Below are 23,785 nucleotides of genomic sequence, written 5' to 3'. Positions count from 1 at the left end.
CGTCACGGTTGCACTGTGGGGTAAAGGCGCTTGAGTTTGATACGGGCGTCGGCGGTGGTGAAGCGCCAATCGATGGCGGCATGGCTGGCGTTGCGGCGAGCTTCCCAGGCGGCCACCTCGCTGACCAGATGAGCGCGGCTGTCCATGCGCTCGCCCAGGCACTGGCGCGCCAGGATGCTGAGCTCGAGCTCCGCCATGTCGAGCCAGCTGCCGTGCTTGGGCGTGTAGTGGATCTCCAGCTTGGTCGCCAGGCGCCGTGCCTCAGCCGGGGCGAAGGCCTCGTACAGGGAAGCCGGGCCATGGGTGTTGAGGTTGTCCATGACCAGCACGATGCACAGGGCGTGTGGGAAGTGCACGTCCACCAAGTCCTTGATGACGTGGGCGAAGTCCACCGCGGTGCGCCGCTCGGTGACATCGACATGGCGCCAGCCCTCCAGCGGCGCGTAGAGCATGAACATGTTGGCCGTGCCGTGGCGCTCGTATTCGCAGTCCTGGCGGCAAGCCACGCCCGGCTGCAGCGGCAGCGGCTCGCGCACCTCACCCAGCAGCTGTTTGCTGGCCTCGTCCAGACACACCAGGGGCCGCGCCGGGTCGTGGGGCCGCTGGTACACGTCGAGCACGTCCTCCATGCGGCAGACGAACTCGGCATTGGACTTGGGCGGGATGCACCAGCAGCGCTTCAGCCACGGCTTGAGAGCGTTTTTTTGAGTGTGCGGCGCACGGTTTCCCGGGAGATGGCGTCCACGACGTGCAACTCGATGAGGCGCTGCTTGAGCAGCAGCAGGCTCCAGCGCTCCTGCCCCTGGGGCGGCTCGCTGCAAGCCAGCGCAATGAGTTGCGCCTCGCCTGCGCCATCGAGCGTGCGGGCCTTGCGATGCGCCTGGGGCCGGCGGAACACCGCGGCCTGCCAGCCTTCTTCAGCGCAGTGCCGGCGAACTCGGCGAACCGTCGCCACGCAACTGCGTAACTGCTCGGCAATGGCCGCATCCGTGGCCCCATCGGCCGAGCGCAGCAGGATGCGAGCGTGCAGTCGCTCCCGAGTCGAGCGCCGGTACGAGCGAGCCACGCGCTCCACCGCCGAGCGGTCCTCGGCACTGAGTTCCACCGGATGCTGCTTGGCCGACATGACTGTCTCCCGCTTGCCTGACCCGGGTCAGACCCTTCTCCGCAGCAAACGTTTCATTGCTACGGCGGCGGAGCACTAGTCCGCTGGGAGCACTTACGACGAAGACGTCGTAGCAGGTGAAGTTAGCCCGCGTCCTGCGGTGCTCCAGCGCATTTAGGTTTCACCTTTCAAGCGTCAATATTCAACGACCACTTATGTCAAGTACGGCGAACAACAACGTGCGCACGGACAATTTTGTTTTGCAAAACGGCTCCGCTTAACTGCAAATAGTTGAGATATTTCAAAGCCGACACTGGAGTCAATGTGATCATCCTGCCAAATCATCGGCCGGCTTGACGCACAAGAAAATTTAAACTACTCGGAACGAAAACTGTGGGTATTATCGGCAGGCTGGACGTCATGCTTGGGCAGCAGCGTTCTTTCGTTCACCGAAGCTGTACTGGAATCAATATCTGACCGGCTGGTTCCGGACGGACCAGAAAGCTTGGGGAGTCGGTCGATGCTTACTGTGCTGACTCCAGGTACCGCCTGTACCAGCGTCGGCCCCACCGGCTTGAACACCGGAGCAGCAACTGCAGTACGCGCGGTCTGCTTGCCCAGCCGCGACCCGGGCAACGGCTTGCCGTGGACGGCCAGTTCATGCCGCTCTGCAGGCGAAAGCGCCTGGTAAGCCTCCCAGGCAGCACGCCGCTGTTCCACGCTGAGGCGCCGGATCTGCTGAAACTGCAAGCGAGCCCGGCTGCGGTCCTCGTTTGTCATGCGCGCCCAGCGGCTCATACGCCGCTGCAGCCGCTGCTGGTCGTGATCCGAGAGCAGGGGCCAGCGCCGGACGATCTCCAGCCACTTGCTTTGACGCATGGGCTCCAGGGTGTCCCAATCCGCTTCCAGCGGCGCCAACGCAGCACGTTGCGCGGGCGTTAGCGCAACCCAGGTCGATGAGGGCTGCTCGATAGCCACCGGCCGGGCTTGCGCTGCAGACGCAGCCTGGGCCGCCACAGTGGACGCCAGCACCAAGCTCGGCACGGACAGGAGCAGGCACCAGCGACAAGAGGTGGTCAGCATGGTTGGAGCGCTCCCGTCAGTTCCTGCAAAAGATGGAAATACATTTGAACAATAACACTCAACCCATGCCAACGCAGGACGGGGAAATACCGTCGGTAGACTCTTGCCCGGCCCACGGCCCACGGCCTACGCCGAGCCGATCAATGCCGAGTGCGTGTGGCCCTGCGGAATTTACCTGCTGCCGCTCGTGTACCTGGCGTGATCGCCGGCCTACGGCCGGCGGGCCGGGGCCAATTTCTTCAGTGCCACCAGCGCTGGAGTGGCAGAACATTCCGCCGCCTGCACCCAATTTCAACCAGCCGCCCCGGCCGCTGCAGAGCGGTGTAAGACCACGCGCCCGATCCGGGCTCCGCGCACACCCTGCCCGACGCCATGCGGGACCAGCCGCAGCCGGACGCCGGCGATGCCACCGGTAGCACTCCACCGTGAGCACCGCCCACGCCAAAGCCGCCGCGCCGCCGGACACGGCGCAACTGGACATATCGATCTTCCTGGCCACCGAGCTGATGTACTTCAGCAACCTGTTCGCCGCCGATACCTGGGGCCACACGCATCGGAGCGAGGATTTCAGCGTCGCCAGCCGCCATACCCACATGGTGCTGGGCACACTCAACACGGCGGCGCTGCTAACGCTACTGCTGCTGAGCCTGGACTGCGCCTAAGCCGCCGCCGGGCCGACTCTACCTAGTGATCAGCCTGGCCATCGTCGAGTTCAAGTTGGCGCCGGTGCTGGAGCTGTTCATGGGCCTGGGCCGTGGCGCCGCTGTTCAGCCTGGGCAGCGTTGATTCGCCATGCGCGTGAGGGAGCCGGTGGCCATGCAGCAGCCGCAGCAGTTGCGGCCACTGCTCCAGGCCGGTCAAGAGCATTGAGCACCGCAGCGCCGGACGCCTCCTTACCCGCTGCCAGCCAGCGCCGCATCATGCGGAGCTTTCCTCGTGGCCGTGCGCTTGGGACACGCATCGGTGCATGCGCTCGATTTCATCCGGCGTGGGCAACGCGGTGGATCGACGTTGTCGGGCCCGATGATCGCCGGCTTGTCAGGTGCAAGTTCGAGCCGGCCCTCCGCGTCGAAACACACCCATCCGTACCATTCACTTACTCGCCGGAGGTCCTGGCCTTTCAGGACCTCGACATACCAGTCGGCCAGCCTGACCCGGCGGTTGGCCATCCGCGGCCACGACTTCTGCCCCTGCGCCAGTTGCACATAGGTGTCATGGTCCAGCGTTATCACGCTGCCTTCGTCGAGCAGGAAGGCGAGAGAGCGGTACGCGGGGGAGATGCCGGGTGCGGTCATGACACACATGCGGGCAAGGGTCGTTCCCTTCATGGCGGTGCGCCGGGCTCGGCTCGACTTCGCGGGGCCAACCGGGCCAAAGGCTTGTACGACCATGCCGCCGGCCTGGTTTTGAAGCGATGGGCCTTGAGACTTCCATCGTGGGAAGGTTCAGACTCACTTCCACTGTGGTCTGCCAATGGAGAAACGACATGATTGCCTTCGAAATCAACGACATGACCTGCGGCCACTGCGTTGGCGCCATCACCCGGGCCGTGAAGGCCACCGATCCCCAGGCGCAAGTCGATGTGGATCTCGCACGCCACCTGGTGCAGATTGATTCCGCGGCACAGGTGACGCAGCTGCGCCAGGCCATCGAAGACGCGGGCTACCCGGCCCGACCCGTGCCGGTGGCAACCGCCCTGCGCGGAGCCACCTCGCCGAAGCGCGGCGGCAGATGCTGCTGCGGGTAAGGTCGTTCGCGCGCTGCAGCCAGCGAACCACGCGGACTTTGTGAAAGTGGCACCCGCCATGACGCCGGCGCGACCCTCGCCGGGCACAGTCACGGCGGTGTGGCGTCGACCCCTGCCAATGCCATGCACGGCACCTTCGCGGGGAAATCACAGGCGATCCGGTGGCCTGGACGATCTGCTCGCGGCAGCTGTAGCGGTCGGCGACCAGCAGCGCGTCCGGCGCCAGGAGGCGGCAAGCCGCCTTTCCCTTGAGCACCGCAGTGCCTGGTTGGCTTCAAGTCAAATGCCCAGCAGGGCTGCGAGCTCCTTCGTCGGCAGCGTGCCGGTCTGCGTCACCACGCGGTCCGAGTTCTCGTTGCGCCCTGCGATGTAGGGCACTGACTGCACGCCCAGCAGCTCCAGCAGTTTTGTGTTGGCCTGCACCTTATCGCGTTCAGCGGCAGTGCCCGACGTCGCCACGAGGCCCTTGCCACCAGAGAGCAGGTCCGCTTCATGCCGCTCCATCGCTGCGCCCGGGTCCTGCGTCGCAAGGATGGCGGCGCCCTGCTGCAGGCTTGCGTCGTTGAGCAGCGCCACTGGAATCCACACGAAACGCACCCGGTCCTGCAACGGCTTGGTCGCTTGCCACAGGCGGCCGCAATGCGGGCACTGCATGTCGAAGAATACGTAGGCGACCTTCCTCGCCGTTGGCGAACCCACCGAGAAGCCGGCGGCGGTCTGCGCCAGTCCGACCGGGTCGCCCAGGCGCGTAGACCGCTTCTTCTCATTTTCAACCCGGGCGTCACAGCCGTACAGGGCTGCCGCGGCCAGCCCGATGAGCGCTCCGAGCGCGGCACGCCGGTCCAGTGTCAAGCATGCTCGCATGATGGGCTCCTGATTCAACGCCTGTCCTTGAGCCCGGAGGACTGCGGAAGCGCCGTACCCGTCGAGCCCAGTTCGTGTTGCAGCCACCGCGCCAGCATGCGGCGCTCGTAGCGCAACGGCTCCCCCGTGTTGGGGATCGGCTGCTGCAAGTAGGTCGGATCGCTGACCGAGGCGATGGACGAGCGCTGGACGCTGTCCACGTCGCGCAGCGTGTAGCGCAGCTCGATGCGGGGCCAGTCCGCGGTGTCCTCCAGCACCCTCAGGGGCTGCGGCTGCTCCTGCACCCGCAGCACGCGTCCCGCGAGATCGATGTCATCAACTTCCAAGTGCAGCGACTGCCCCAGCCGCAGCCAGCGGCCGGCCTCGCGCTGCAGGAAGGCACGCAGCATGTTGAGGTTGGCCCGGGCATTCGCAGCGGTGGTGCCGGCATCGCGGTAACGCTCCGGCTGGACGAAGACGACCTCAACCGCGCCGTCCCCGGCGGCCTGCGGCCGCGCTGCGCAGGTAGCCAGCCACGGCAATGCAGCCACTACCAAGGCTGCGCCGAAGCAGCTGCGGGGAAACATGCCGGCTCCTGGTCCGGACGGTGCCCGGTGTGGCGCCTACTTGCCCGAGGCCATGTAGGCGTCGATCATGGTCTGCTGCGTGTCCAGCAGCGCCTTGTTGATGCGCTTCATGCTCTCGTTGCGGCGGTCGCTTGCCTTGTCGTCGGCCAATGCGTGCGCGGCATCGCGCAGGTCCTGCGCCGCGGCCTGCAGCCGGTCCATCGCCTTCTTGTAGTCGCCCTCGTTCGCCCCGGCCGTCAGCAGCTCGGGCGGCAGGCTCGCCATCGCCTGGTGGGTGCGCAGCAGCGCATTGTTGGCGTCCTTGATCGCCTGCGTGCGTTTCGGTCCCACCGGCGCCTGCGCCATGGCATGAATGGCGTCGCGCAGCCGCTGCGCTGCCGCTTCGAGCTCGCGGATCGGCTTGGCGTCGGCCTGCTTCGCGGAAGTGGCCTTTCGGGTGCCGCCGGGCGCGCTGGCGCCTGGCATGGCGGCGCTGTTGGCCGCGCCACCGGTGCCGCTGGCCGTCGTGCCCGGTGCACCCTGGGCCAGTGCTAGCGAACAGCACAAGGCCAGGGGAACTGCCAAAGCTGCCTGGAACGATTTCGTGCTCATTGCGGTCTCCTCAGTTCAGTGGTTGAGCGCGCATTGCAACGGCATGCGGAGCAGCTACGGTGCCCGGCATCACTGCCGACCGAGCCGGTCGGTGAAGCTCAACTCGATGCTGGAATTCGCTCCCTGCGGCCACGCCCGGATGCGGAAATCCAGCACCTCACGTGGCAGGAAGTCATAGACGCCGAGGTAGGAGACCATTCCGTTGGCGGAGACCTGGCGCAAGACCACGCTGGTGGGCACGCCCATGGGGTTGTGCGCGGTTACGTCGACGCGGGCCGGCACGTTGCGGGTCTCGCTGCCAAGCTGGCGCTGCACCGTGACGTTGAGCACGGCCTTGCCCGGACCCAAGGGAATGTCATGCTGGCGGCGCATGGACTCGGGTAGGGCCTCGGCGCTCACGGTGCTGGCACGCAGCACGTAGTTGCCCTGGTGCTTCTCGTGCGCCTGCCCCCAGGCGAGCACCGGAGCGAGGGCCAGCACGGCAAGGCTGGCCCGCGATGCTGCGCGGCCGGCAGGAGAATCTGCCCGTTGCGTGAGAAATCGATTTTCGAAGCTCAACATGCCTGCTCCTTGTGGCGCCACGGCATGCACTGACTGCAATCAGCGTTCCGCCATCCGCCGCAAGGCGCCCGCGCGTGCCGCGGCACAGCGCTTGCAGCCCGTTGAGGCCATCGTGGCCCGGAGAACCGACATGCAACGCCGCACACCTGTTCGAACCCTTGTCCTGGCCTTATGCGTCATGACGCTCGGCCCGGCGCTGGCCAACGACGGCATGGTCAACGGCTGCAGGATTACCGCTGCCACGCTGTGCCCCGAAACCCGTCTGGCCGGCGCCGACCTGAGCCAGGCTACGCTGAGCCATTCCAACTTCCTCGGAGCCGATTTCACCGGCGCCAACCTCTCGGGTGCCCGGCTCCAGGAATCCAACCTCAGCCAGGCGCGCCTGCCACAGGCCAATCTCGAGCGCTCGACGCTGGACAAGGCGGACTTCCGGGCCGCCGAAATGCAGCGCGCTTCGCTCAAGGCGGCCAGCCTGGTGGATGCAAGCTTCGAGAACGCCCGGCTTGCAGGTGCGGACCTGTCGAACACAAAGGCCGCCGGCGCGAGCTTCCATGGCGCCATCCTGCGCGGCGCCAGCCTGCGCCAGGCCGACTTGCGCCGGGCGAACTTCAACGCCGCCGAGTTGCAGGACGCGTCGCTGCAGGGTGCCGACTTGCGCGGCGCAAATTTCGAGGGCGCGAACCTGTCGGGCGCGGACCTGACGGGCGCAAGGCTCGACGGCACCACACGCTGGCTCGACGCCATGGTGCAAGGCTGCAAGGGCTGCCCGGATGCACAAGTTGCACGGTGAACCAAACGCCGCGGCGGCATTCAAACGTCAAGGAGACTGCGCCCAAAAACCGGCACAGCAAGTGCTGCGGGCGCCGTCCCGTGTTTCACAAGGAGCTCCGCACATGAGACACCACCTCTCGACACTGGCCACGGCAACCCTGCTGGCGGTTTCCGTGGCTTCATGGGCTCAACAGTCCCAGGCGCCGCGACGCTCCGGCGCTTCGCCAGGCGGCATGCCGCACGCGCAGACCGAATACCGCGGTCCGGTGGTCTGGGTCAACACCAACGTCGTCGTGGGGACCATCACCGACATTCAGCCGCAGCAGCGCATGCTCACCGCGCGCACGGAAGACGGCCGACTCATCACCATGGCCGCCAGCGCCGATGTGCATAACTTCGACCGCCTCAAGCGCGGTGACTTGGTCACGATCCGCTATACCGAAGCCGAGGCGGTGACACTGGTCAAGCACACTGGTCAGGACGGTCCCGGCATCCGCTCCATGGTGGAAGCTTCGTCCGGCACGCAGGCGCCTCAAGGTGCGGCGAGGCCCGCCATCGGCGCGACAGAGCGAACCACGCTCGTGGCCAACGTCTTCGACATCGACCGCCAGCGCGGCATCATCACGTTGCGCGGTACGGGCGGGGAGGCCATCGACATCCGGGCCAATCCGAAGGCACTGGAGCAGATCAACAAGAACGACCAGGTGCGCATGACCTATGTGCAGTCCACCGCCGTCGAGATCCGCCCCGGCAACACCCGCCCGACGGGTCCGCTTCCGGGGCAGCAAGCCGGCTCGGGCAGCGGCAGCACGTCCCGCTGACTGCCGGCTCCCGGGCCATCCAAGGCCCGGGGCTCACGAAGGCGCTCTGGCAGCGCCTTCGCGCTACAGCCTTACCAGTGCATCACGAGTTGCCGGTGGCCGGATTCCGGCACCGTCACCTGCCGCTGCTGCTCCTGCCCTTGGTACGTGGCTTCCACCTGATAGCGTCCGCCGGGCAGGTCCACCAACATCATTGGCCCTTCGCTCACGGTCGAAACCACCTGATGACCCTTCTGGTCACGGATGACCACATCCACGTCGGCGACGTAATCGCCGTTGCGGGTGGCGAAGGTCATGCCGAGGCCATATTGCGACGCAGCCTGACGCATCGCCTGCTGCGATGCGGCGCCCGCCCCGCCAACAATCACTTCAGGGCCTGCTTGCTGCGACGCCGCGAGCGCAGCGCCCGAACCCATGAACAGGGCCGCGCCGATCACGATGGCCGTCATGCCGATCTTCATGGCTCGTTTCCTTTCCGATTCGAAAAAACACTTGTGAATTGCCGTTGCCATGATCGTCACCCCGTGCAGCTCACCCTAGCCGAGTGCACCTCCTCGAACCAACCCAGCTTGGAATCGTCAAGCTTGGGATAATGCTGCCCCGCCGACAGCGTCGCCGTGCGGTCCTTGTAGTTCTCGTTGTCATAGGTGACGACACGCGCCTTCGGCCCCACCACCGCGCTATCCCATTCGCGCCATGCTGGTCCGGGCACGTCCATCTTGGCCATGTCGATGGGGCCCACGAGGGTGAGCGAGGCACCGCGGTAGTTCTCTCCGTCGTAGAACCTGACCCAGCAGCCGTTGCCCAGGCTCTCGCTGCTGCCCTGTGCCGCGGGCATCAGCACCAGCACGGCGTCCACCTTGGGCATGGCGCTCTTGTCCGCTTGCGCCGTCGCCTGTGCGGACCGATCAGGCTTCTTGTTGTCGGCGGTGCCCTCGGCCATCACGGCGCCGCTGAGCACCAATGAAACTGCCGTAGCGGCTGCAACTTTCTTGAATGCCATGTCTGACTCCTTTTCAACGGTTTGCAAGTCGGCGCGATGCCCTGCTTCCCCATTGACACGATCTGCCCCTCCCGGGACCGGCAACGCCGTACCGGAGTGAGACCATGAAGAATGGTTTGTACAAATGAAAGTTGCATGACACCGCACCACTTGACTGCTCAACGAGGGACATGCCCTGTGCGTTGACTGTCCGAGCCGGGAGTCGGCTCATATCATTTGTACAAATTGTGTTTTGGAAGTTCCGTCGCCATCGAGCACCTGAGGGCACGAGGCGCATGCGTCGTGAGCGCGATGCCGACAACAGGCACGTAGGGAGTGAAACACAGGCCTTGGCATGGCGCCGGAGCGCCGCTTCCATGGCCGGCGATGAAGAAGGTGGCGCGTCTATGGCGTCCCTGCGCCCGCCGGCAGCCTGGACGCCGACGGGCGCTGGTCATGCAGTCGCTTCCCGCGACGGCCTTACCCTGAGCAGCTCACCCGGACGGACTCGATGTCCTCGAACCAGCCCAGCTGGGCATCGTCGAGGCTGGGGATGCGCTGTCCCGCGCTCAGCGTTGCGGTCCGGTCCCGGTAGTTTTCCTTGTCGTAGGTGGCGACCTTGGCTTTCGGACCCACGATGGCGCTGTCCCACTCGCGCCACGCGGGCTTGGCAACGTCCATCCTGGGCAGGTCGACCGGCCCCACCAGCGTCAGCATCTGGCCACGGAAGTTCTTGCCGTCGTAGAACCTGACCCAGCAGCCGTTGCCCAAGCCGTCGCTGTTGCCTTGCGCGGCCGGCATCAATACCAGGATGCCGTCGAGCCGCGGGTCGGTGGCGTAAGGCGCTGGCGCGACGGCCTCGCCGACCCGGTAGGGCTTGTTGACTTCAAGGTCGCCCTGGGCAGACACAGTGCAGCCCAGCGACAGGAAGAGCCCGGCTGCCAGGACGACATTCCTCGTGAACATGCCCATCTCCTTCACGGTAGTGCACCGGTGACCGACTGTCCGGGCTTTCGATTCGCCCGCAGAGCCAGCGTCGATGGGATGGCGGCAACACCCATTCCACGAACCTGACAGGGAAACAAGCATTCGTACAAATCCAGGCGCTCATCAACACGCGTGTGGAGAAACCGCCCAGTCCCAACCCGCACCGAAATCCGGCAAAACTTATTTCGGACAAATGTTCTGAAACTTTTGCCTGTACTGCGTACAAGGTCACATGTCGGCCAGGGGCACGTGTGCCGCTTCCTCGTCGGCACGCAGCTCAGTGAGCAGTGCTTGCAGATCCGTATGAAGCCGCTTGAGCGTGGCGGCTTCCATGGCATGCAGCGCGCTGGGCAGCACCCCCTCGAAAGGGCCGGGTACAGCTTTCAGCGCCCTGGTGCCGGCCGGCTTGAGCTTGAGGCGGACCACTCGCTTGTCTGGTCCATCCTTGAACGACACGATCAGCTCCCGTTCGATGAGGCCCTTGACGAGGTTGCTGGCGGTGGACTGGTGGATGTCCATGGCTTGAGCCAGCTCCGTGACCCGGATGCCGGGATGGTCGCGGATCACGCTGAGCGCCCACACCTGCGCCCCACCCAGGCCAACCTTCTTCTCCACCTGCTGGAAATGCGTCTTGACGGCGTTGAACACCTGGCGGAACTGGCGCAGGACTTCCCCGGCCAGCTGTTCGTGTCTGGATGGCTGCGCTGGAGAGGATTTCGGACCGCGTGCTGTGGACATGAAGCAAGACGTCATTGGAGAGAGGCTGTCCGGCATTTTTCCGGGAAACGGGATGCTGTGTGCTGCGCCGCATCGAACTTGGGCCTCCCCGAGCTGTGCCGTGACCCGGCGCGGTGACGGCGGCAATGCCAGCACCCGTGGCGATCGCGTCCGGCGACACGGGAGCTGCCCGTTGGTGCGTCGCCGTCAAAGGGGGACGTGCCCATGGATGCCTTGCTGCTGTCTCGCCTGCAGTTCGCCTGGGTCGTGGCTTGGCACGTCCTGCTGCCGGCGTTCACCGTCGGGCTGGCCAGCTACGTCGCCACGCTGAAGCTGCTGTGGTAGCTGACCGAGCGCGATGTCTTTCGCCGCCTGTCGGCCTTCTGGATCAAGATCTTCGCCGTCTTCTCCGGCATGGGCGTGGTCTCGGGCATCGTGATGCACTTTCAGTTCGACACCAACTGGTCGCGCTACTCCGATGCCGCGGCCAACCGGCTGGCGAAGCGGGTGCGCAGGCGGCGGATGGCACCCTGCAGCACGCGGATGAGCACCAGGCTCGCGGCGATGATCAGCAGTACGCGCAGGCCCACCAGCACCGCGCCGCCCAGCAGCCCCCACAGCAGCGCGTCCTGCGCCAGCAGTTCTTGGGTCATGCCCTGGTCTCCGTCAAGGTGTCGAGGAAGGTTCGGCGCCACCAGTGCACATCGTGGCACCGGATCTCGGCCAGCAGCCGCTTGTGGCGCACCTGGCGCTCTTGCAGCGGCATCTGCAGCGCGCCCCGTATCGCCTCGGCCGTGGCCTCGGTGTCATAGGGGTTGACCAGCAGTGCATCGGTGAGTTGCTCAGCTGCGCCGGCAAAGCGCGAGAGCACCAGCACGCCCGGGTCGGCCGGGTCCTGCGCCGCGATGAACTCCTTGGCCACGAGGTTCATGCCGTCGCGCAGAGGCGTCACCAGCGCCACGCGGCTGGCGCGGTACAGGCCCGGCACGCGGTTGCGCGCCATGGTGCGGTGCAGGTAGCGCACGGGCATCCAGTCCAGGTCGCCGAAGTCGCCGTTGATGGCCCCGGCCAGCCCTTCGAGCTCGCGGCGGATGTCGCCGTAGGCGTCGACTCCCTCGCGCGAGGGCGCGGCAACTTGGATCAGCGTCGCGCTGTGGCGCGCTTCAGGATGGCGCTCCAGCAGCGCTTGCATGGCACGCAGGCGCTGCGGCAGCCCCTTGGAATAGTCGAGCCGGTCCACGCCCACGAGCAGCCTGCGCTGTGCGTACTGCTCACGCAGCATGGCCAGCGTCTTCTGTGCCGGCGCGGCCTGTGTCATCGCCTCGAACTCCGCCACGTCGATGCCGATGGGAAATGCGTCGGCGCGCAGCACGCGGTTGAAGGCGCCGAACAGGTTGTCCGAGAGCAGGTCCGCGCGCGCCTCAACCGCGAGATAGCGGCGCAGGTGGCTGAGATCGGCCTGGCTTTGCAGCCCGACCAGGTCATAGGCGAAAAGCGAGCGAATGAGCCAGTCGTGCGCAGGCAACGCCGCCAGGATCAGCGGTGGTGGCAGCGGGATGTGCAAGAAGAAGCCGATGCGCTGGTGGCAGCCCAGCGCGCGCAGATCCGCGGCCAGCGGGATGAGGTGGTAGTCGTGTACCCACACGACGTCGTCGGGGTGCAGCAAGGGGCGCAGCTGCTGCGCGAACAGGCGGTTCACGCGCCGGTAGCCCTCTAGGTGGGCGGCGTCGAACTGCGCGAGGTCCAGCCGGTAGTGGAACACCGGCCACAGCACCCCGTTGGCGTAGCCGCGGTAGTACCGGTCGTGGTCGGTGCGACCCAGCACGACGGTGGCCAGCGTCACGCGCCCTGCCTGCTGCGTGCGCAGCTGGCTAGCTGCCGAGCAGCCGTCCTCGGCGACCTCGGCATCGGCCCCGAACCACAGCCCGCCCGAGGCTGCCAGCACATCACCTAGCGCGACTGCCAGCCCGCCGGCGGCCACGCGGCGCGGGTCGGCCACGCGGTTGGAAACGACGACCAAGCGGCTCATGGCGCCTTCCCGGCGCCGCAAGCGGCCTTCAGGTGTTGCACGGCCCGTGTCAGCCAGAATCCGAACTCCCGCGGTACGGGCAGCCGATACTCCGCCAGCGTCTCGCCCGGGCCGACCTTCACCGTCACGCCACCGGCAGCCAGCACCGCCTCGAACGCGCTCTCGTCCGTGACGTCGTCCCCGAAGAACCACGGACGCCGATGCTGGAGCGGGCGCTGCTCCAGAAAGCGTCGCACCGCGGCCGCCTTGCTGGCGCCACGCGGCTTGAGTTCCACGACCATCCTGCCGCGCTGCAAGGCCATGCCCTGCGTACATGCCAACGCCTCGCTCACCGCCTGCAGACACTGCGCTTCAAGTTCCGGCGCCTGTCGATAGCGCAACGCGATGGCGCCGGGCTTTCGCTCCGGATGCAGCCCCGGGAACCGGGCGCAAAGCTGCCGCAATGGTCCGGCGGCCGCCTCCAGTGCCAGCCCCGGGCCACGGCGCGCAGGGGCGTCCAGAACGCGCCACTCGGCGCCATGCACGCCCGCGGCACAAAGCCCGGGCGGCTTGAGCAGGACGTCGATATCGGCCAGCGCACGACCGCTCATGATGGCCACCGCCCCGTCGCGCTGCTTCGCCAGCCACAGCAGCACCGGCGGTAGCCCCGGATCCACCACTGCTCCCAGCGATGTAGGTGCAAGCTCAACCAGAATGCCGTCGAAATCGAAGAACGACGCACAACCGGTCTCCGGCCTGCCCGGACGGGCTTCCATGCTGGGCAAGACTCCCTGCGGGTACCTATTCATCACCTTATATTACATTGGTACAAATTTATTTCCAGCTGATGCGACGGGTATTGCTGGCGGTCCGGTCGCCCGTTGCCGATTGCGCGGCACTGTCCGAGGACATCGACCAAGCCACACGTCCCGTGCGACGCACTGACCCGGAATCGGGGGACCGCGTGTTGCCGTTGTACCGGTTGCAAGCAGCCACGCACGGGCAGGTGCCAGCGCTTCATCTTCGGCAAGGCAGGCACACGCGATGCACCAAGCAAGGCAGGAGTCATCGAAAGTTTGTATGCCATTGCCTGTGCATGAGCGACAGTTCGAATTGCGCTTCCCGTCTCTTTTTCGTGATGGCTACGCGCTGGCCTTCCCGTGCGACGCCGATGGCCGGGTAGACGTTGATGCGCTGAACGAGCCCGCAAAGGCCAACTATTTGTTTGCGCGCGCGATGATCGGGCGCGAGTTCGCCTGGCCAGTGGTACGACGGAATTGACGCCGGCGCGAGCGGCTCGCGGTCACAGTGGCCAACGTCGAATTGACCATGCAAGTGCCAATGGATCGTCAGCAGGTCTCGCGCTCGATTACCTGCGAAGTCGCGTCGGCTCGTGAGCTCGATTGACAGCTGCCCGCAGCCGAAAGTCGTCTGCCGCAGCGAGCGACCGGACCCGATCCGTCGATTTTTCGTTAGCAGCTGGATGCAGTTGCGAGGGTTGCAATCCCAGTCGTCGGCTGGCACCACCATATACATTTGTGCAATATTTTCTGCACATGCTGCCACTCTTTCATGCAACGCGAAAATCGTGGGCGTGGCGGCGTTCGACATTGCCGCCTACTTCAGCGTGATACGCGTTTCCGCCGCAAGTCTGGGGCGGGCTGTGGTCGGAGCAGGCCATGGTGCCGATCAGCACGCCGACCGGCGGGGGCTCTCTCCCGTCGCTGGCCATCGGCACGGGCATCGGGCACGACATCGCGCTGCTGTGAGGCCCACGGGCCGGCGCGTCGTTGCTGCTCGCGCTGGGCATGACTGCGTTCCTGACCGCGGTGATGCGCGTGCCGATGACGGCCTTCATCACCATCTTGAAAATGGTGAGCGGTCACGCCATGGTGCTGAGCGTGATGGCCAGCCACGCTGGGCGCCGGCCTGGTGTCGAACTGGACCAGCCATTCGCTGAACGAGCTGCTTTCACCGCCCTACATTGCTCGCGCGGCGCCCCGGGCGCCAACCCGGTCCGCGTGCCGGCGTCGGCGGCCGAGGTACACGCCTCAGCGCAGCCGCCGCGCCAGGCGCAACACGGATTGCTGCAGCGCGACGAGCACCGCCATGATGGCTAGCGCGGTGATGAACAGCACCAGGCCAGGCTCTGCTTTCCCGCGGACTGCAGGCCGAAGCTCAGCGCAGTGGACACTGCGGGCGGCTGCATGAGCCTGAAGGCCACTATGCCCCTGCTCACCACCAGCATCTACAGCCTAGCCGAGAGGTAGCCCGCCCCCAGCACCGCATGGCACAGCCAGCCGCTGCCCGGCGCCGCAAGCTGCGACAGCACCAGCGTGCGCACGCGGTTCATCTCGTGCTGTGGGTCGAGGTAGATCAGGAAGGCGCTGGAAGCCAGCGACGCGAACAGCAGCCGCTGCCGCGCCAGCACCTCCACGAAGGCCAGCACCAACAGCACCGTGGCCCTGGGCAGCAGCGCCAGCAGCAGCTCGCCGCGCAGCCCGCCGCGCCGCGGCGAGCGCTCAACGGCCATGGGACAACCTTTCCGGCGCATCGGGCACCGTGGCACGCCCGTGCAGTGCGGGCTCCTCGGCAGCCTGATCGTCCTTCATCTCGCGGCTCAGGAAGTAGTTGAGCGCGGTGCGGATGACGGCGATGGCCGCGAGCTTGCCGATGCGCTCCCAGGTCGGCGCCGCCGAGGTGGACTGGATGTCGGCCGCCAGCTGCAGCTTCGGCGCCAGTGTCAGGAAGCGCGCGAAGGAGAGGCGGATGGGCGTGAAACTCGTGCCGCCGACATCAGTGCGTGGCGAAAGAGCCCGAACACGGCCACCCCGATGCCCACGGCAATCACCAGCGCGCCCAGCGTCTCCACCAGCAGGCGCAGCCACTCCGCGGATCTTTGGACGACTCCTTCGACATCGGCATAGCTCACGGACATTCCCTCGACTTCACGGTGGGTGGTGAACACGAGTGCCTGCGCACAAGGCCTGTCGGCAAGCACTGGACGGGCAGGAGCACCCTGCGTGCCTTTTCCTTTGGGCTGTACGGGCCAATCTCGGTACGGCGTGTGCTCCAGCAGCGGCACCACTGCGACGTGCGTACCGATGACGCCGCTGCTCATCTTCTCCCTGGCCCTGCTCACCGCCGTGCTGGTTTCATGCTTGGCCGCGCGCACGGTGCTGTCGGTGTCGGTGCTGTTCATCGCGGTGGGCTACGTGCTGGCGCAGCCCGTGTTCGGCGTCCAGGGCTGGCCGCCGTCGCGCGGCGAGGTCCAGCAACTGGCCACGCACGCGCTGCTGGCGGTGCTGTTCACCGACGGCATGCGCATCGGCGTGCGCGAGCTGCGCGAGCTGCGCGAGGCCTGGCACCTGCCCGGGCGCGCACTGCTGCTCGGGCTCCCCCTGACGCTGCTGGCGCTGGCGGTGCTGGCTCACTTCGTGGCCGGGTTGGGATGGCTGGATGCCCTCCTGCTGGGTGCGGTGCTCACACCCACCGACCCCGTCTTCGCGTCGGCGCTGGTGGAGCAGGAGGGCGTCCCGAAGCCGCTGCGCCGGCTGCTCAATGTGGAGAGCGGTGTCAACGACGGGCTGGCCCTGCCCATCGTGATACTGCTGATCCAGATGCAGACACCGGAGCCGCTGCAGCCGGTCCGGCTGCTGTTGGAGGTCGCCAGCGGCGGGCTGATTGGCTTGGCCTTGCCCTGGCTTGCGCGGTGGCTGCGCCCGCGCGGCCTTCACCTTTCCCGCGACACGCGTCCGCTCTACGCGCTCGCCGTGGGCCTGATCGGCATTGCGCTGGCCAGGGCGGTGGGGGCCAACGAATTCCTGGCCGCGTTCTTCGCCGGGGTGGCGTTCGCCTCGTTCGACCCGGAGTTGCGCGACGCCTTCCAGGATCTGGGCAAGCGCCTCAGCGAGATCCTGAAGCTGGGCACGCTGCTGGTTTTCGGTGCGCTGCTGTCGCACGAGGCGATGGCGTCGTTGCCTATCATGGACTACGTCTTTGCGGCGCTGGCGCTGCTGCTGGCCCGCCCGCTGGGACTGCTGCCAGCGCTGCTGCACAGCGAGCTGAATCTGGCACACCGGGCATCGGTCGCGTGGTTCGGCCCCAAGGGCTTTGCCTCGCTGGTCTACGCCGTCATGATGCTGCACGCGGGCGTGCCGGAGGCCGAACGTCTGTTTCACATTGCCGCGCTCGTCGTCACCGCGTCGATCGTGCTGCATTCCACCACCGACGTGCCGATGGCGCGATGGCTGGAGCGGCGCGAACGGCAACGGTCTTCGGCTTGACGCCGATCCTTGCGTGGCCGATCAGCCCCTGCAGCGGGCCTACCAGCGAAATCCGAGGGCTATCAAGCGCTGGAAGCGCGAAACCTGGCCAACCATTTAAAGGACTCGACTTGGCTGGTGATGAGGACCGAGGGCGAGCTGCAAGCCTGGGCGCGGCACGTGTAGTGGGGCGTGCTGGCCTTCCTCGTGCTCATCAGCGTGTGTGCGCCGTGCATCGATGGGTCTGAGAGAACCCGGCGGCCGCCCTGCCGGACGGGCAGGCGCACCGCCCGGATGCCGTGACCCCGGGCTCCTTTTATGGTTGGCCTCCCCTCCTCGCGCCTGGGGCGTGGCCCCGCGTCGCCGGTACAGGGATTGCCTTTCGAACCTACGGCTTTGCCGTTTCCGCGTCTTATGTGCCGACGCCATCGATTTGCACTTGCCCTCGCCCTCGCCCTGGCCTTGCCCCTGCTGCTTGGCGCTTGCTCTGCGTTCAAGCCGAAGTCGGACGAGGAGGTGGCCGCGGCCCGCGGTGAGACGCCGGCCGAGGGGCCGCCGCGCTACGAGATCGTGGTTGAGGCGCCGCGCGCGCTGCGCGACCTCGTGGCCGACAACCTCGACCTGGCGCGCTTTCGCACTGTGCCTGTCGAACAGGGTCTGACCGATGAGGAGCTGGCGCGGCTGGTGGCGCAGGCACCCGAGCAGGCGCGCACACTGCTGCGCACCGAGGGCTATTTCAACGCACAGGTGCAGGCCAGCCTGGAGCCGCCAGCTGCCGATGGGAAGCTGCCGCGCGTGGTGGTGCGCGTGGAGCCCGGGCCACGCACGCAGATCGAGTCGGTGGACCTGGGCATCCACGGCGAGCTGCGCCGGCGCGCTGAGGCAGGCGAGCCTGCGGCCGTCAAGCTGCGCGAGCGCGTGCACGAGCGCTGGGCGCTGCCCCCCGGCGAGCCCTTCCGCCAGGACGACTGGACCGGCGCCAAGAACGCCGCGCTGGTCCAGCTCCAGGCCAACGGCTACCCGGCCGCCGCCTGGACCGACACGCAGGCCCGCGTGGTCAGCGCCGAGCAGCGCGCCTCGCTCACGGCCCAGGCCGACAGCGGGCCGCTGTTCCACCTGGGCGGGCTGCGCATCGAGGGCGTGCAGCGCTACGGCGAGATGGCCGTGCGCAACCTGGCCGACTTCGCGCCGGGCGAGCCCTACAGCGAGCAGAAGCTGCTGGAGTACCAGGACCGGCTGCGCCTGAGCGGCCTGTACGAGGGCGCGGCGGTCAGCATCGACACCGACCCGGCGCTGGCCGCGGCCACGCCCGTGACGGTGCGCGTGCGCGAGCAGCGGCTGCAGAACGCCACGCTGGGCGTGGGCTACAGCAGCGACACCGGCCCGCGCTTCTCGCTGGAGCATTTCCATCGCCGCCCCTTCGGCCTGGACTGGACCGCGCGCAACAACTTCGCGCTGGGCAGCCAGCGCAAGCTCTGGGAGTTCGACGTGCGCTCCTACGCCCAGCCCCGGCTTTGGCACAACCTGGTGGCGGGCAACGTGGAGACGCTCAAGAGCCTGGACGAGGACCGCTTCTCCGCGCGGCTGCGCGCGGGCCGCACGCAGGACCGCAACCGGCTGGAGCGCACCTACTACGTGGAAGCGCAGCACGCGCGCGTGGACTCGCCGCTGGGCCGCAGCGAGGCGCAGTCGCTCACCGGCAATGCCGACTGGACCTGGCGCAACGTGGACAGCCGGCTGCTGCCCACGCGCGGCCAGGCCGTGATCCTGCAGACCGCCCTGGGCTACGCCCGCGCCAACCAGGCTGACAGCGGCCCCTTCGGGCGCCTGTACACGCGGCTGCTGGCCTTCCGCCCCTTCGGCGACGGCTGGAACGCGCGGCTGCGGGTGGACCTGGGGCAGGTGTTCGCGCGCACCGGCGTCGGCGTGCCGGACCCGCTGCTGTTCCGCGCCGGCGGCGAGGAGTCGGTGCGCGGCTACGCCTACCGCGGCCTGGGCCCGGTGGTCAACGGCGTGGTCACCAGCGGGCGCTCGCTGTTCACGGCCAGCGCCGAGGTGGCGCACCCGATCTCGCGCAAGCTGCCGGCGCTGTGGGGCGCCGCCTTCATCGACGCGGGCAACGCCGCGGACCGCTTCTCCGAGCTGAACCCGGCCGTGGGCGTGGGCGTGGGCCTGCACTACCGCAGCCCGGTCGGGCCGCTGCGGGTGGACCTGGCCTACGGCGTGGACGACGCGCGTTTCAGGCTGCACGTGACGGCGGGGGTGACGTTCTGAAGACCGTGGGGGCTCCAGCAACGGCGGTGGCGTTGCAGACCGAAGCCCCGGCACCACGTCCCCTCGCCCGCATTTCCTTTTCCGACTCCTGATCCATGGCCGCTTTCAATCCCTCCGCCGCGCCCGACGCCGCGCCGCCTCCCCCGCCGCCCCGGCGCCCGCACCGCCTGCGCCGCGCGCTGCTGGCGCTTGCCGTCCTGCTGCTCCTGCTGGTCCTGGCCGTGGCGTCCGCGCTGTGGTGGAGCCTGCGCACCGAGCGCGGCACGGCCTGGGCGCTGGGGAAGCTGCCGGGCGTGACGGTGACGAACCCGCGCGGTTCGCTGCTGGGCGACTTCGGCGCCGAGGGCGTCACGGCGCGCTGGGGGCGCGGCGGGGAGATCCGGCTGGTGGACGTGAGCTGGACCAACCTGCGCGTGGGCCGCTTCCGCCTGGCCGGCCAATACGCGCAGGTCGCCTTCGACACGCTCTCCGCCCGCCAGGCCTTCCTCACGCTGCCCGCCCCCGAGGAGCCGCCGCCGCCCAAGTCGCCCCCGCCGCAGCAGATGCGGCTGCCGGTGGCGCTGGAGGTCGGCGCGCTGCGCATCGGCGAGTTCCACGCCGCGGCGCTGGCCGGCGAGCCGCTGCGCGAGCTGCAGGCCGCGCTGCACGTGGGCGAATCGGGCGGGCGCCAGCACCGCATCGACGGCCTCTCGCTCTCGCGCGGCCCGCTGCAGATCAAGGGCCGGCTGCAGCTCGGCGCCGACGCCCCCATGCCGGTGCAGGCCGACCTGACGCTGGCGCAGCCCGCCACCGGCGGACTGCCGCCCTGGGGTGCGGCGCTGCAACTGCGCGGGCCGCTGGCCCAGCTCTCGGCGGACGCGGCGCTGCAGGTGCGCACCGAGCCGGCGCAGACGCTGCTGGGCGCCGCGACGCTGGCACCCTTCGCAGAGTTCCCACTGACGCGGCTGCAGGCCCGGGTGCAGGCGCTGGACCTGTCGCTGCTGGCGCCCGCGGCGCCGCGCACCGCGCTCAACGGCCAGGCCGTCGTCGAGCCCAGCCCGCAGAAGAGCCTGCTCCAGGCCCGCCTGGACCTGGACAACGCCCTGCCCGGCTCCTGGGACACCGGCCGCGTGCCGGTGCGCGAGCTGCGGCTGGCCGCCCTGGTGGACCCCAACGACCTCGGCCGCCTGCAACTCAACGACCTGCAGGCCTTGCTGGGCAGCGCCAACGCCCCGGCCGGCCGCCTGCTGGGCCAGGGCCGCACCGAGGGCGACGGCTGGACGCTGCAGACCACGCTGGAAGGCGTGCGCCCGGCACGGCTGGATGCGCGTGCCCCGGCGCTCACGCTGGGCGGACGCCTGGACGCCACCGGCCGCGGTTTCAGCCTGGCCGCCGCGCCGGCCGCCGCCTCGGCGCCCTCCGCCCCGTCCACGCCGGCCAGCGCCCCGGCGGCAGCCACCGCCGCCGCGCGCGCCATCGACCTGCGCGGCGACCTGTCCGGCGCGCTGGAGGCGCCCGGCGGCACGCAACCCCTGAAGATCCAGCTCGATGCCGGCTGGCAGTCCCAGGCCGCCGCGACGCTGGTGGAGCTGCGCCGCCTGGACGCCGGCGCGGGCGCGGCGCGGCTGACGGCCCAGGGCCGGATGCGCCAGCCGTCCACCGGCGCGCCCTGGCAACTGGACAGCCGCGCCACGGTGGACGAGCTGGACCTGCGCCCCTGGCTGCCCGCCACCCTGGACAGCCCGCTGCGCCGCCGCCCAAGCCGGCTCGCGGCGCGCATCGAGGCGGCGGTGACGCTCCCCAGCGCCGGCCCCACGGGGGACGTGCTGGCATGGCTGTCCACGCTGCAGGGCCAGGCGAAGGTGAGCGTGCCGCCCAGCCAGCTGGCCGAGCTGCCGCTGCAGCTGGAATCCACGCTGCGCGGCACCGGCACGGGGCTGCAGGTGGCGCTGGACGCCGACATCGCCGGCAACGCCGCCCGCGCCGAGGGCCTCGTCGCGCGCAATCCGGCCTCGGACCATTGGCAGGCGGCGCTGGACGCCCCGGCGCTGCAGCGCCTCGCGCCGCTGGCCGAGCTGCTGCCGGCACCCGCCCCACCGGCCAAGGCGGCCGGCAAGGGCCAGGCGTCGAAGAAGGCAACGCCCACTGGCGGCACAGCCACGGCCGGCAGCGCGCCGGCGCGTCCGCTCGGCGTGGCCGGCGCGCTGCGCGCCGACCTGAGCGTGGACGGCCGCTGGCCCGCGCTGCGCAGCCAGGGCCAGGCCAGCGCCGAGGGTCTGTCTCTGCCGACCTTGCGCCTGCGCAGCGCCCAGGCGCGCTGGCGCGTGGCCACCTCGGGCGACGCGCCGCTGGACGTGGACGTGCAGCTCGCCGACCTGGCGCTGGCCGGCGCCGAGCAGTGGCAGCGCGTGCCCAGCTTGAACCTGCGCGTGGACGGCAGCACCCGCGCGCACCGCGCCTCGCTGACGGGCGAGGTGGCCGCGCAGCCGCCGGAGTGGACCGACGTGCTGCAGCCCCCGCCGCCCGGCGCGGCCGGGGCCCGCACCCGCTTCGCGCTGGAGGCACAGGGCGGCCTGCTGCAGTCCGGCAGCGGCACGCTGCCCGCGACGCTGCGCGGCTGGCAAGGCCGGCTGCTGAAGCTGGACGCACGCCGCGCCGGCGCCTCGGACGCGCTGCTGCAGGCATCGGACGTGGGGCTGGAGTTCCGCCTTGCCGACGGCAGCCAGCCCGCGCGCTTCGCCATGCAGCCGGGCCGCGCCCGGGTGCTGGGCGCGGGCGTGCAGTGGAGCGCGGTGCGCTGGCAGGCGGGTACGGCCGGCGCGCCGGCGCTGATCGACGCTGCCGTGACGCTGGAGCCGCTGACGGTGGCGCCGCTGCTGGCGCGGCTGCAGCCGGCGCAGGGCTGGCAGGGCGACCTGGAAATCGAGGGCCGCGCGGTGCTGCGCTCCGCGCCCGCGCTGCAGGTGGACGTGCTGGTGCAGCGCCGCCGCGGCGACCTGAGCCTGGCGGCCGGCGGCAGCCGGCGGCCCATGGGCCTGAGCGCGCTGAGCCTGTCGGTGCAGGCGCAGGGCCACACCTGGAACGCGGCGGCCGGCGTGGCGGGCCAGCAGATCGGCGTGCTCTCCGCCGGCGCCAGCGCCCAGACCGCGCCGGACCAGACCTGGCCCGGCGCCGACACGCCGCTGCAGGGCAACCTGGAGCTGCGCGTGGCGGACCTGGGCGTGTGGGACCCGTGGCTGCCCGTGGGCTGGCGCCTGGGCGGCTCGCTGGAGGCGCGCGGCCGGGTCACGGGCCGCGTGGGCGCGCCGGAGCTGGCCGGACGCCTGGACGGCAACGGGCTGGCGGTGGGCAACTTCGTCGAAGGCGTGCGCGTGCGCGACGGCGAGCTGCGCGTGGCGCTGCAGGGCGAGCAGGTACGCATCGAGCGTTTCATTGCCCACGCCGGCGACGGCACCGTGCGGCTGGAAGGCGGCGCGCGGCTGGGCGAGGCGCCGGCCGTGGACGTGGCCGTGGTGGCCGACCGCTTCCAGGCACTGGGCCGGGTGGACCGGCGCATCGAGGTGAGCGGCCGGGCGCAGGCGCGGCTGCAGGAGCGCGCGCTGTCGCTGCGCGGCGGCTTCAAGGTGGACCAGGGCCTGATCGACCTGGGCCGCAGCGCGGCGCCGGCGCTCTCGGAGGACGTGGTGGTGGTGGACGACCCCGCGCTGCAGCCCAAGCCGGCCAAGGGCACAGGCCAGCCGCAGGCGCCCATGCGCATGGACCTGGACCTGGGCCTGGACCTGGGCAGCAACCTGCGCGTGCGCGGCAAGGGCATCAACACGCTGCTGGCGGGCGAGCTGCGCGTGACGGCGCCACGCGACCAGATCGCGGTCACGGGCACCGTGCGCACGGTGGAGGGCGTGTTCGAGGCCTACGGCGCCAAGCTCGACGTCACGCGCGGGCTGGTGACCTTCAACGGCCCGGTGGCGAACCCGACGCTGGACATCGAGGCGCTGCGCACCGACCTGGAGGCGGTGAAGGTGGGCGTGGGCATCACGGGATCGGCGCAGAACCCGCGCGTGGCGCTGGTGTCCACGCCGGAAATGGCGGACATCGACAAGCTGTCCTGGCTGACGCTGGGCAAGGCCTCGACGGACCTGGCGGGCGACCAGACCGCGCTGCTGCAGCGCGCGGCACTGGCGCTGCTGGCCGGCAACAAGGGCAGCAGCGGCCCCGGCCTGGCGCAGCGCCTGGGGCTGGATGCGGTCTCGTTCTCGCGCGGCGCCTCGGGTGGCCTGTCGGACGCGGTGGTGGGCGTGGGCAAGCAGCTCTCGGAGCGCTTCTACGTCGGCTACCGCCAGAGCCTGGACGCCACCGGCGGCGGCTTCGACCTGATCTACAAGATCGCCGAGCGCTTCACCCTGCGGCTGCTGACGGGGCAGACGACGGGCGTGGACCTGGTGTGGACCTGGCGGTGGGATTGAG

Annotated in this window: 26 protein-coding genes and 1 pseudogene; 9 read left to right on the top strand and 18 right to left on the bottom strand. The window is 69.0% G+C overall.

The features are described from left to right. Nucleotides 1–2 precede the first annotated feature (2 nt). Both H537_RS51520 and H537_RS45435 read right to left on the bottom strand, forming a co-directional pair. Nucleotides 3–1,126, bottom strand: a protein-coding gene (locus H537_RS51520) for an IS630 family transposase (RefSeq protein WP_156901928.1) whose coding sequence is annotated in 2 segments (ribosomal slippage) — nt 3–706 and nt 706–1,126 — 1,125 coding nt in all. Because the reading frame shifts where the segments join, the coding sequence is not laid out codon by codon here. 354 nt (nt 1,127–1,480) lie between these two features. Continuing rightward, a complete protein-coding gene (locus tag H537_RS45435; protein WP_051243232.1) occupies nt 1,481–2,188 on the bottom strand; it encodes a DUF3106 domain-containing protein in 708 nt (235 codons plus the stop codon). A gap of 425 nt (nt 2,189–2,613) precedes the next feature. On the opposite strand from H537_RS45435, the gene H537_RS0125110 reads away from it, so the two are divergent. Further along, the gene (locus H537_RS0125110; protein WP_029000044.1) at nt 2,614–2,850 is read left to right on the top strand and encodes a hypothetical protein; all 237 of its coding nucleotides are present in this window, start codon (nt 2,614–2,616) and stop codon (nt 2,848–2,850) included. A gap of 231 nt (nt 2,851–3,081) precedes the next feature. Here the strand turns inward: H537_RS0125110 and H537_RS0125100 are convergent, their stop codons facing one another. After that, nucleotides 3,082–3,516: a hypothetical protein gene (locus tag H537_RS0125100; protein WP_156901927.1), complete on the bottom strand. Its 435-nt coding sequence runs from the start codon at nt 3,514–3,516 to the stop codon at nt 3,082–3,084. Nucleotides 3,517–3,674: 158 nt separating this feature from the next. On the opposite strand from H537_RS0125100, the gene H537_RS0125095 reads away from it, so the two are divergent. Further along, nucleotides 3,675–3,935: a heavy-metal-associated domain-containing protein gene (locus H537_RS0125095; RefSeq protein WP_029000042.1), complete on the top strand. Its 261-nt coding sequence runs from the start codon at nt 3,675–3,677 to the stop codon at nt 3,933–3,935. A gap of 279 nt (nt 3,936–4,214) precedes the next feature. Here the strand turns inward: H537_RS0125095 and H537_RS45430 are convergent, their stop codons facing one another. The 4 genes from H537_RS45430 to H537_RS0125075 all read right to left on the bottom strand — a co-directional run bounded on the left by H537_RS45430 (nt 4,215) and on the right by H537_RS0125075 (nt 6,517). Next, nucleotides 4,215–4,787: a thioredoxin fold domain-containing protein gene (locus H537_RS45430; RefSeq protein ID WP_043459955.1), complete on the bottom strand. Its 573-nt coding sequence runs from the start codon at nt 4,785–4,787 to the stop codon at nt 4,215–4,217. 26 nt (nt 4,788–4,813) lie between these two features. Next, nucleotides 4,814–5,365 (bottom strand): DUF3016 domain-containing protein, encoded by a 552-nt coding sequence (locus tag H537_RS45425; protein WP_051243231.1) that lies wholly within the window; start codon nt 5,363–5,365, stop codon nt 4,814–4,816. A 36-nt stretch (nt 5,366–5,401) separates the two neighbouring features. Continuing rightward, entirely contained in the window at nt 5,402–5,956 is a 555-nt protein-coding gene (locus H537_RS0125080) for a TrbL/VirB6 family protein (RefSeq protein ID WP_029000041.1), read from the bottom strand. Nucleotides 5,957–6,025: 69 nt separating this feature from the next. Next, nucleotides 6,026–6,517 carry a DUF4426 domain-containing protein gene (locus tag H537_RS0125075; RefSeq protein ID WP_156901926.1) on the bottom strand — a complete coding sequence of 164 codons (492 nt, stop codon included), beginning with the start codon at nt 6,515–6,517 and terminating at the stop codon, nt 6,026–6,028. Nucleotides 6,518–6,647: 130 nt separating this feature from the next. On the opposite strand from H537_RS0125075, the gene H537_RS0125070 reads away from it, so the two are divergent. Then, a complete protein-coding gene (locus tag H537_RS0125070; protein WP_029000039.1) occupies nt 6,648–7,307 on the top strand; it encodes a pentapeptide repeat-containing protein in 660 nt (219 codons plus the stop codon). Between the two features lie 103 nt (nt 7,308–7,410). Beyond that, on the top strand, nt 7,411–8,109 hold the full coding sequence (locus tag H537_RS0125065; protein ID WP_156901925.1) for a hypothetical protein: 699 nt from the start codon (nt 7,411–7,413) through the stop codon (nt 8,107–8,109). A gap of 71 nt (nt 8,110–8,180) precedes the next feature. Here the strand turns inward: H537_RS0125065 and H537_RS45420 are convergent, their stop codons facing one another. The 4 genes from H537_RS45420 to H537_RS0125045 form a co-directional block, all read right to left on the bottom strand. Continuing rightward, nucleotides 8,181–8,570: a carboxypeptidase regulatory-like domain-containing protein gene (locus H537_RS45420; RefSeq protein ID WP_051243229.1), complete on the bottom strand. Its 390-nt coding sequence runs from the start codon at nt 8,568–8,570 to the stop codon at nt 8,181–8,183. Nucleotides 8,571–8,626: 56 nt separating this feature from the next. After that, on the bottom strand, nt 8,627–9,112 hold the full coding sequence (locus tag H537_RS45415) for a beta/gamma crystallin domain-containing protein (RefSeq protein ID WP_156901924.1): 486 nt from the start codon (nt 9,110–9,112) through the stop codon (nt 8,627–8,629). A 459-nt stretch (nt 9,113–9,571) separates the two neighbouring features. Next, nucleotides 9,572–10,057: a beta/gamma crystallin domain-containing protein gene (locus H537_RS49685; protein ID WP_169517090.1), complete on the bottom strand. Its 486-nt coding sequence runs from the start codon at nt 10,055–10,057 to the stop codon at nt 9,572–9,574. Between the two features lie 249 nt (nt 10,058–10,306). Then, entirely contained in the window at nt 10,307–10,852 is a 546-nt protein-coding gene (locus H537_RS0125045; RefSeq protein WP_238446788.1) for a MarR family winged helix-turn-helix transcriptional regulator, read from the bottom strand. 168 nt (nt 10,853–11,020) lie between these two features. On the opposite strand from H537_RS0125045, the pseudogene H537_RS51515 reads away from it, so the two are divergent. Next, nucleotides 11,021–11,287 (top strand): annotated as a pseudogene (locus tag H537_RS51515) (cytochrome ubiquinol oxidase subunit I); the annotation flags it as partial. Here H537_RS51515 and H537_RS54595 read toward each other — a convergent pair. The 4 genes from H537_RS54595 to H537_RS56575 form a co-directional block, all read right to left on the bottom strand. Further along, on the bottom strand, nt 11,266–11,448 hold the full coding sequence (locus H537_RS54595) for a hypothetical protein (RefSeq protein WP_029000036.1): 183 nt from the start codon (nt 11,446–11,448) through the stop codon (nt 11,266–11,268). The pseudogene H537_RS51515 and the gene H537_RS54595 sit on opposite strands and share 22 nt — an antisense overlap. Then, nucleotides 11,445–12,824 (bottom strand): alpha,alpha-trehalose-phosphate synthase (UDP-forming), encoded by a 1,380-nt coding sequence (locus tag H537_RS0125030; protein WP_029000035.1) that lies wholly within the window; start codon nt 12,822–12,824, stop codon nt 11,445–11,447. Before H537_RS0125030 ends, H537_RS54595 begins: the two co-directional genes overlap by 4 nt. Beyond that, nucleotides 12,821–13,579 (bottom strand): trehalose-phosphatase, encoded by a 759-nt coding sequence (gene otsB, locus H537_RS45405; RefSeq protein WP_064736046.1) that lies wholly within the window; start codon nt 13,577–13,579, stop codon nt 12,821–12,823. Before otsB ends, H537_RS0125030 begins: the two co-directional genes overlap by 4 nt. A gap of 289 nt (nt 13,580–13,868) precedes the next feature. Beyond that, entirely contained in the window at nt 13,869–14,414 is a 546-nt protein-coding gene (locus tag H537_RS56575; protein WP_156901923.1) for a hypothetical protein, read from the bottom strand. Nucleotides 14,415–14,593: 179 nt separating this feature from the next. Between H537_RS56575 and H537_RS53375 the strand changes: the two genes are divergently transcribed. Beyond that, complete coding sequence (locus tag H537_RS53375; protein ID WP_156901922.1) at nt 14,594–14,923, top strand: hypothetical protein; 330 nt, start codon at nt 14,594–14,596, stop codon at nt 14,921–14,923. Between the two features lie 128 nt (nt 14,924–15,051). Here H537_RS53375 and H537_RS55100 read toward each other — a convergent pair whose 3' ends face one another. The 3 genes from H537_RS55100 to H537_RS55890 are packed head-to-tail and all read right to left on the bottom strand — an operon-like array spanning nt 15,052 to nt 16,005. Then, on the bottom strand, nt 15,052–15,336 hold the full coding sequence (locus tag H537_RS55100) for an HPP family protein (protein ID WP_211235072.1): 285 nt from the start codon (nt 15,334–15,336) through the stop codon (nt 15,052–15,054). Continuing rightward, on the bottom strand, nt 15,326–15,532 hold the full coding sequence (locus tag H537_RS56875) for a DUF1622 domain-containing protein (protein ID WP_375136337.1): 207 nt from the start codon (nt 15,530–15,532) through the stop codon (nt 15,326–15,328). Before H537_RS56875 ends, H537_RS55100 begins: the two co-directional genes overlap by 11 nt. Nucleotides 15,533–15,546: 14 nt before the next feature. Beyond that, complete coding sequence (locus H537_RS55890) at nt 15,547–16,005, bottom strand: hypothetical protein (protein ID WP_238446787.1); 459 nt, start codon at nt 16,003–16,005, stop codon at nt 15,547–15,549. Between H537_RS55890 and H537_RS0125005 the strand changes: the two genes are divergently transcribed. The 3 genes from H537_RS0125005 (at nt 15,965) to H537_RS0124995 (ending at nt 23,784) form a co-directional block, all read left to right on the top strand. After that, nucleotides 15,965–17,089: a cation:proton antiporter domain-containing protein gene (locus H537_RS0125005; protein WP_211235070.1), complete on the top strand. Its 1,125-nt coding sequence runs from the start codon at nt 15,965–15,967 to the stop codon at nt 17,087–17,089. The genes H537_RS55890 and H537_RS0125005 overlap by 41 nt on opposite strands. A 441-nt stretch (nt 17,090–17,530) precedes the next feature. Continuing rightward, nucleotides 17,531–19,342 carry an autotransporter assembly complex protein TamA gene (locus H537_RS0125000; RefSeq protein ID WP_051243226.1) on the top strand — a complete coding sequence of 604 codons (1,812 nt, stop codon included), beginning with the start codon at nt 17,531–17,533 and terminating at the stop codon, nt 19,340–19,342. A gap of 95 nt (nt 19,343–19,437) precedes the next feature. Beyond that, on the top strand, nt 19,438–23,784 hold the full coding sequence (locus H537_RS0124995) for a translocation/assembly module TamB domain-containing protein (RefSeq protein ID WP_029000032.1): 4,347 nt from the start codon (nt 19,438–19,440) through the stop codon (nt 23,782–23,784). The last annotated feature ends 1 nt before the right edge of the window (nt 23,785 follow it).

It is taken from the genome of Azohydromonas australica DSM 1124, from assembly GCF_000430725.1.
GTDB classification, from domain to species: domain Bacteria; phylum Pseudomonadota; class Gammaproteobacteria; order Burkholderiales; family Burkholderiaceae_C; genus Azohydromonas; species Azohydromonas australica.
Note: the sequence above shows the minus strand (reverse complement) of the source record. Positions and strands in the feature narration are given on the sequence as shown.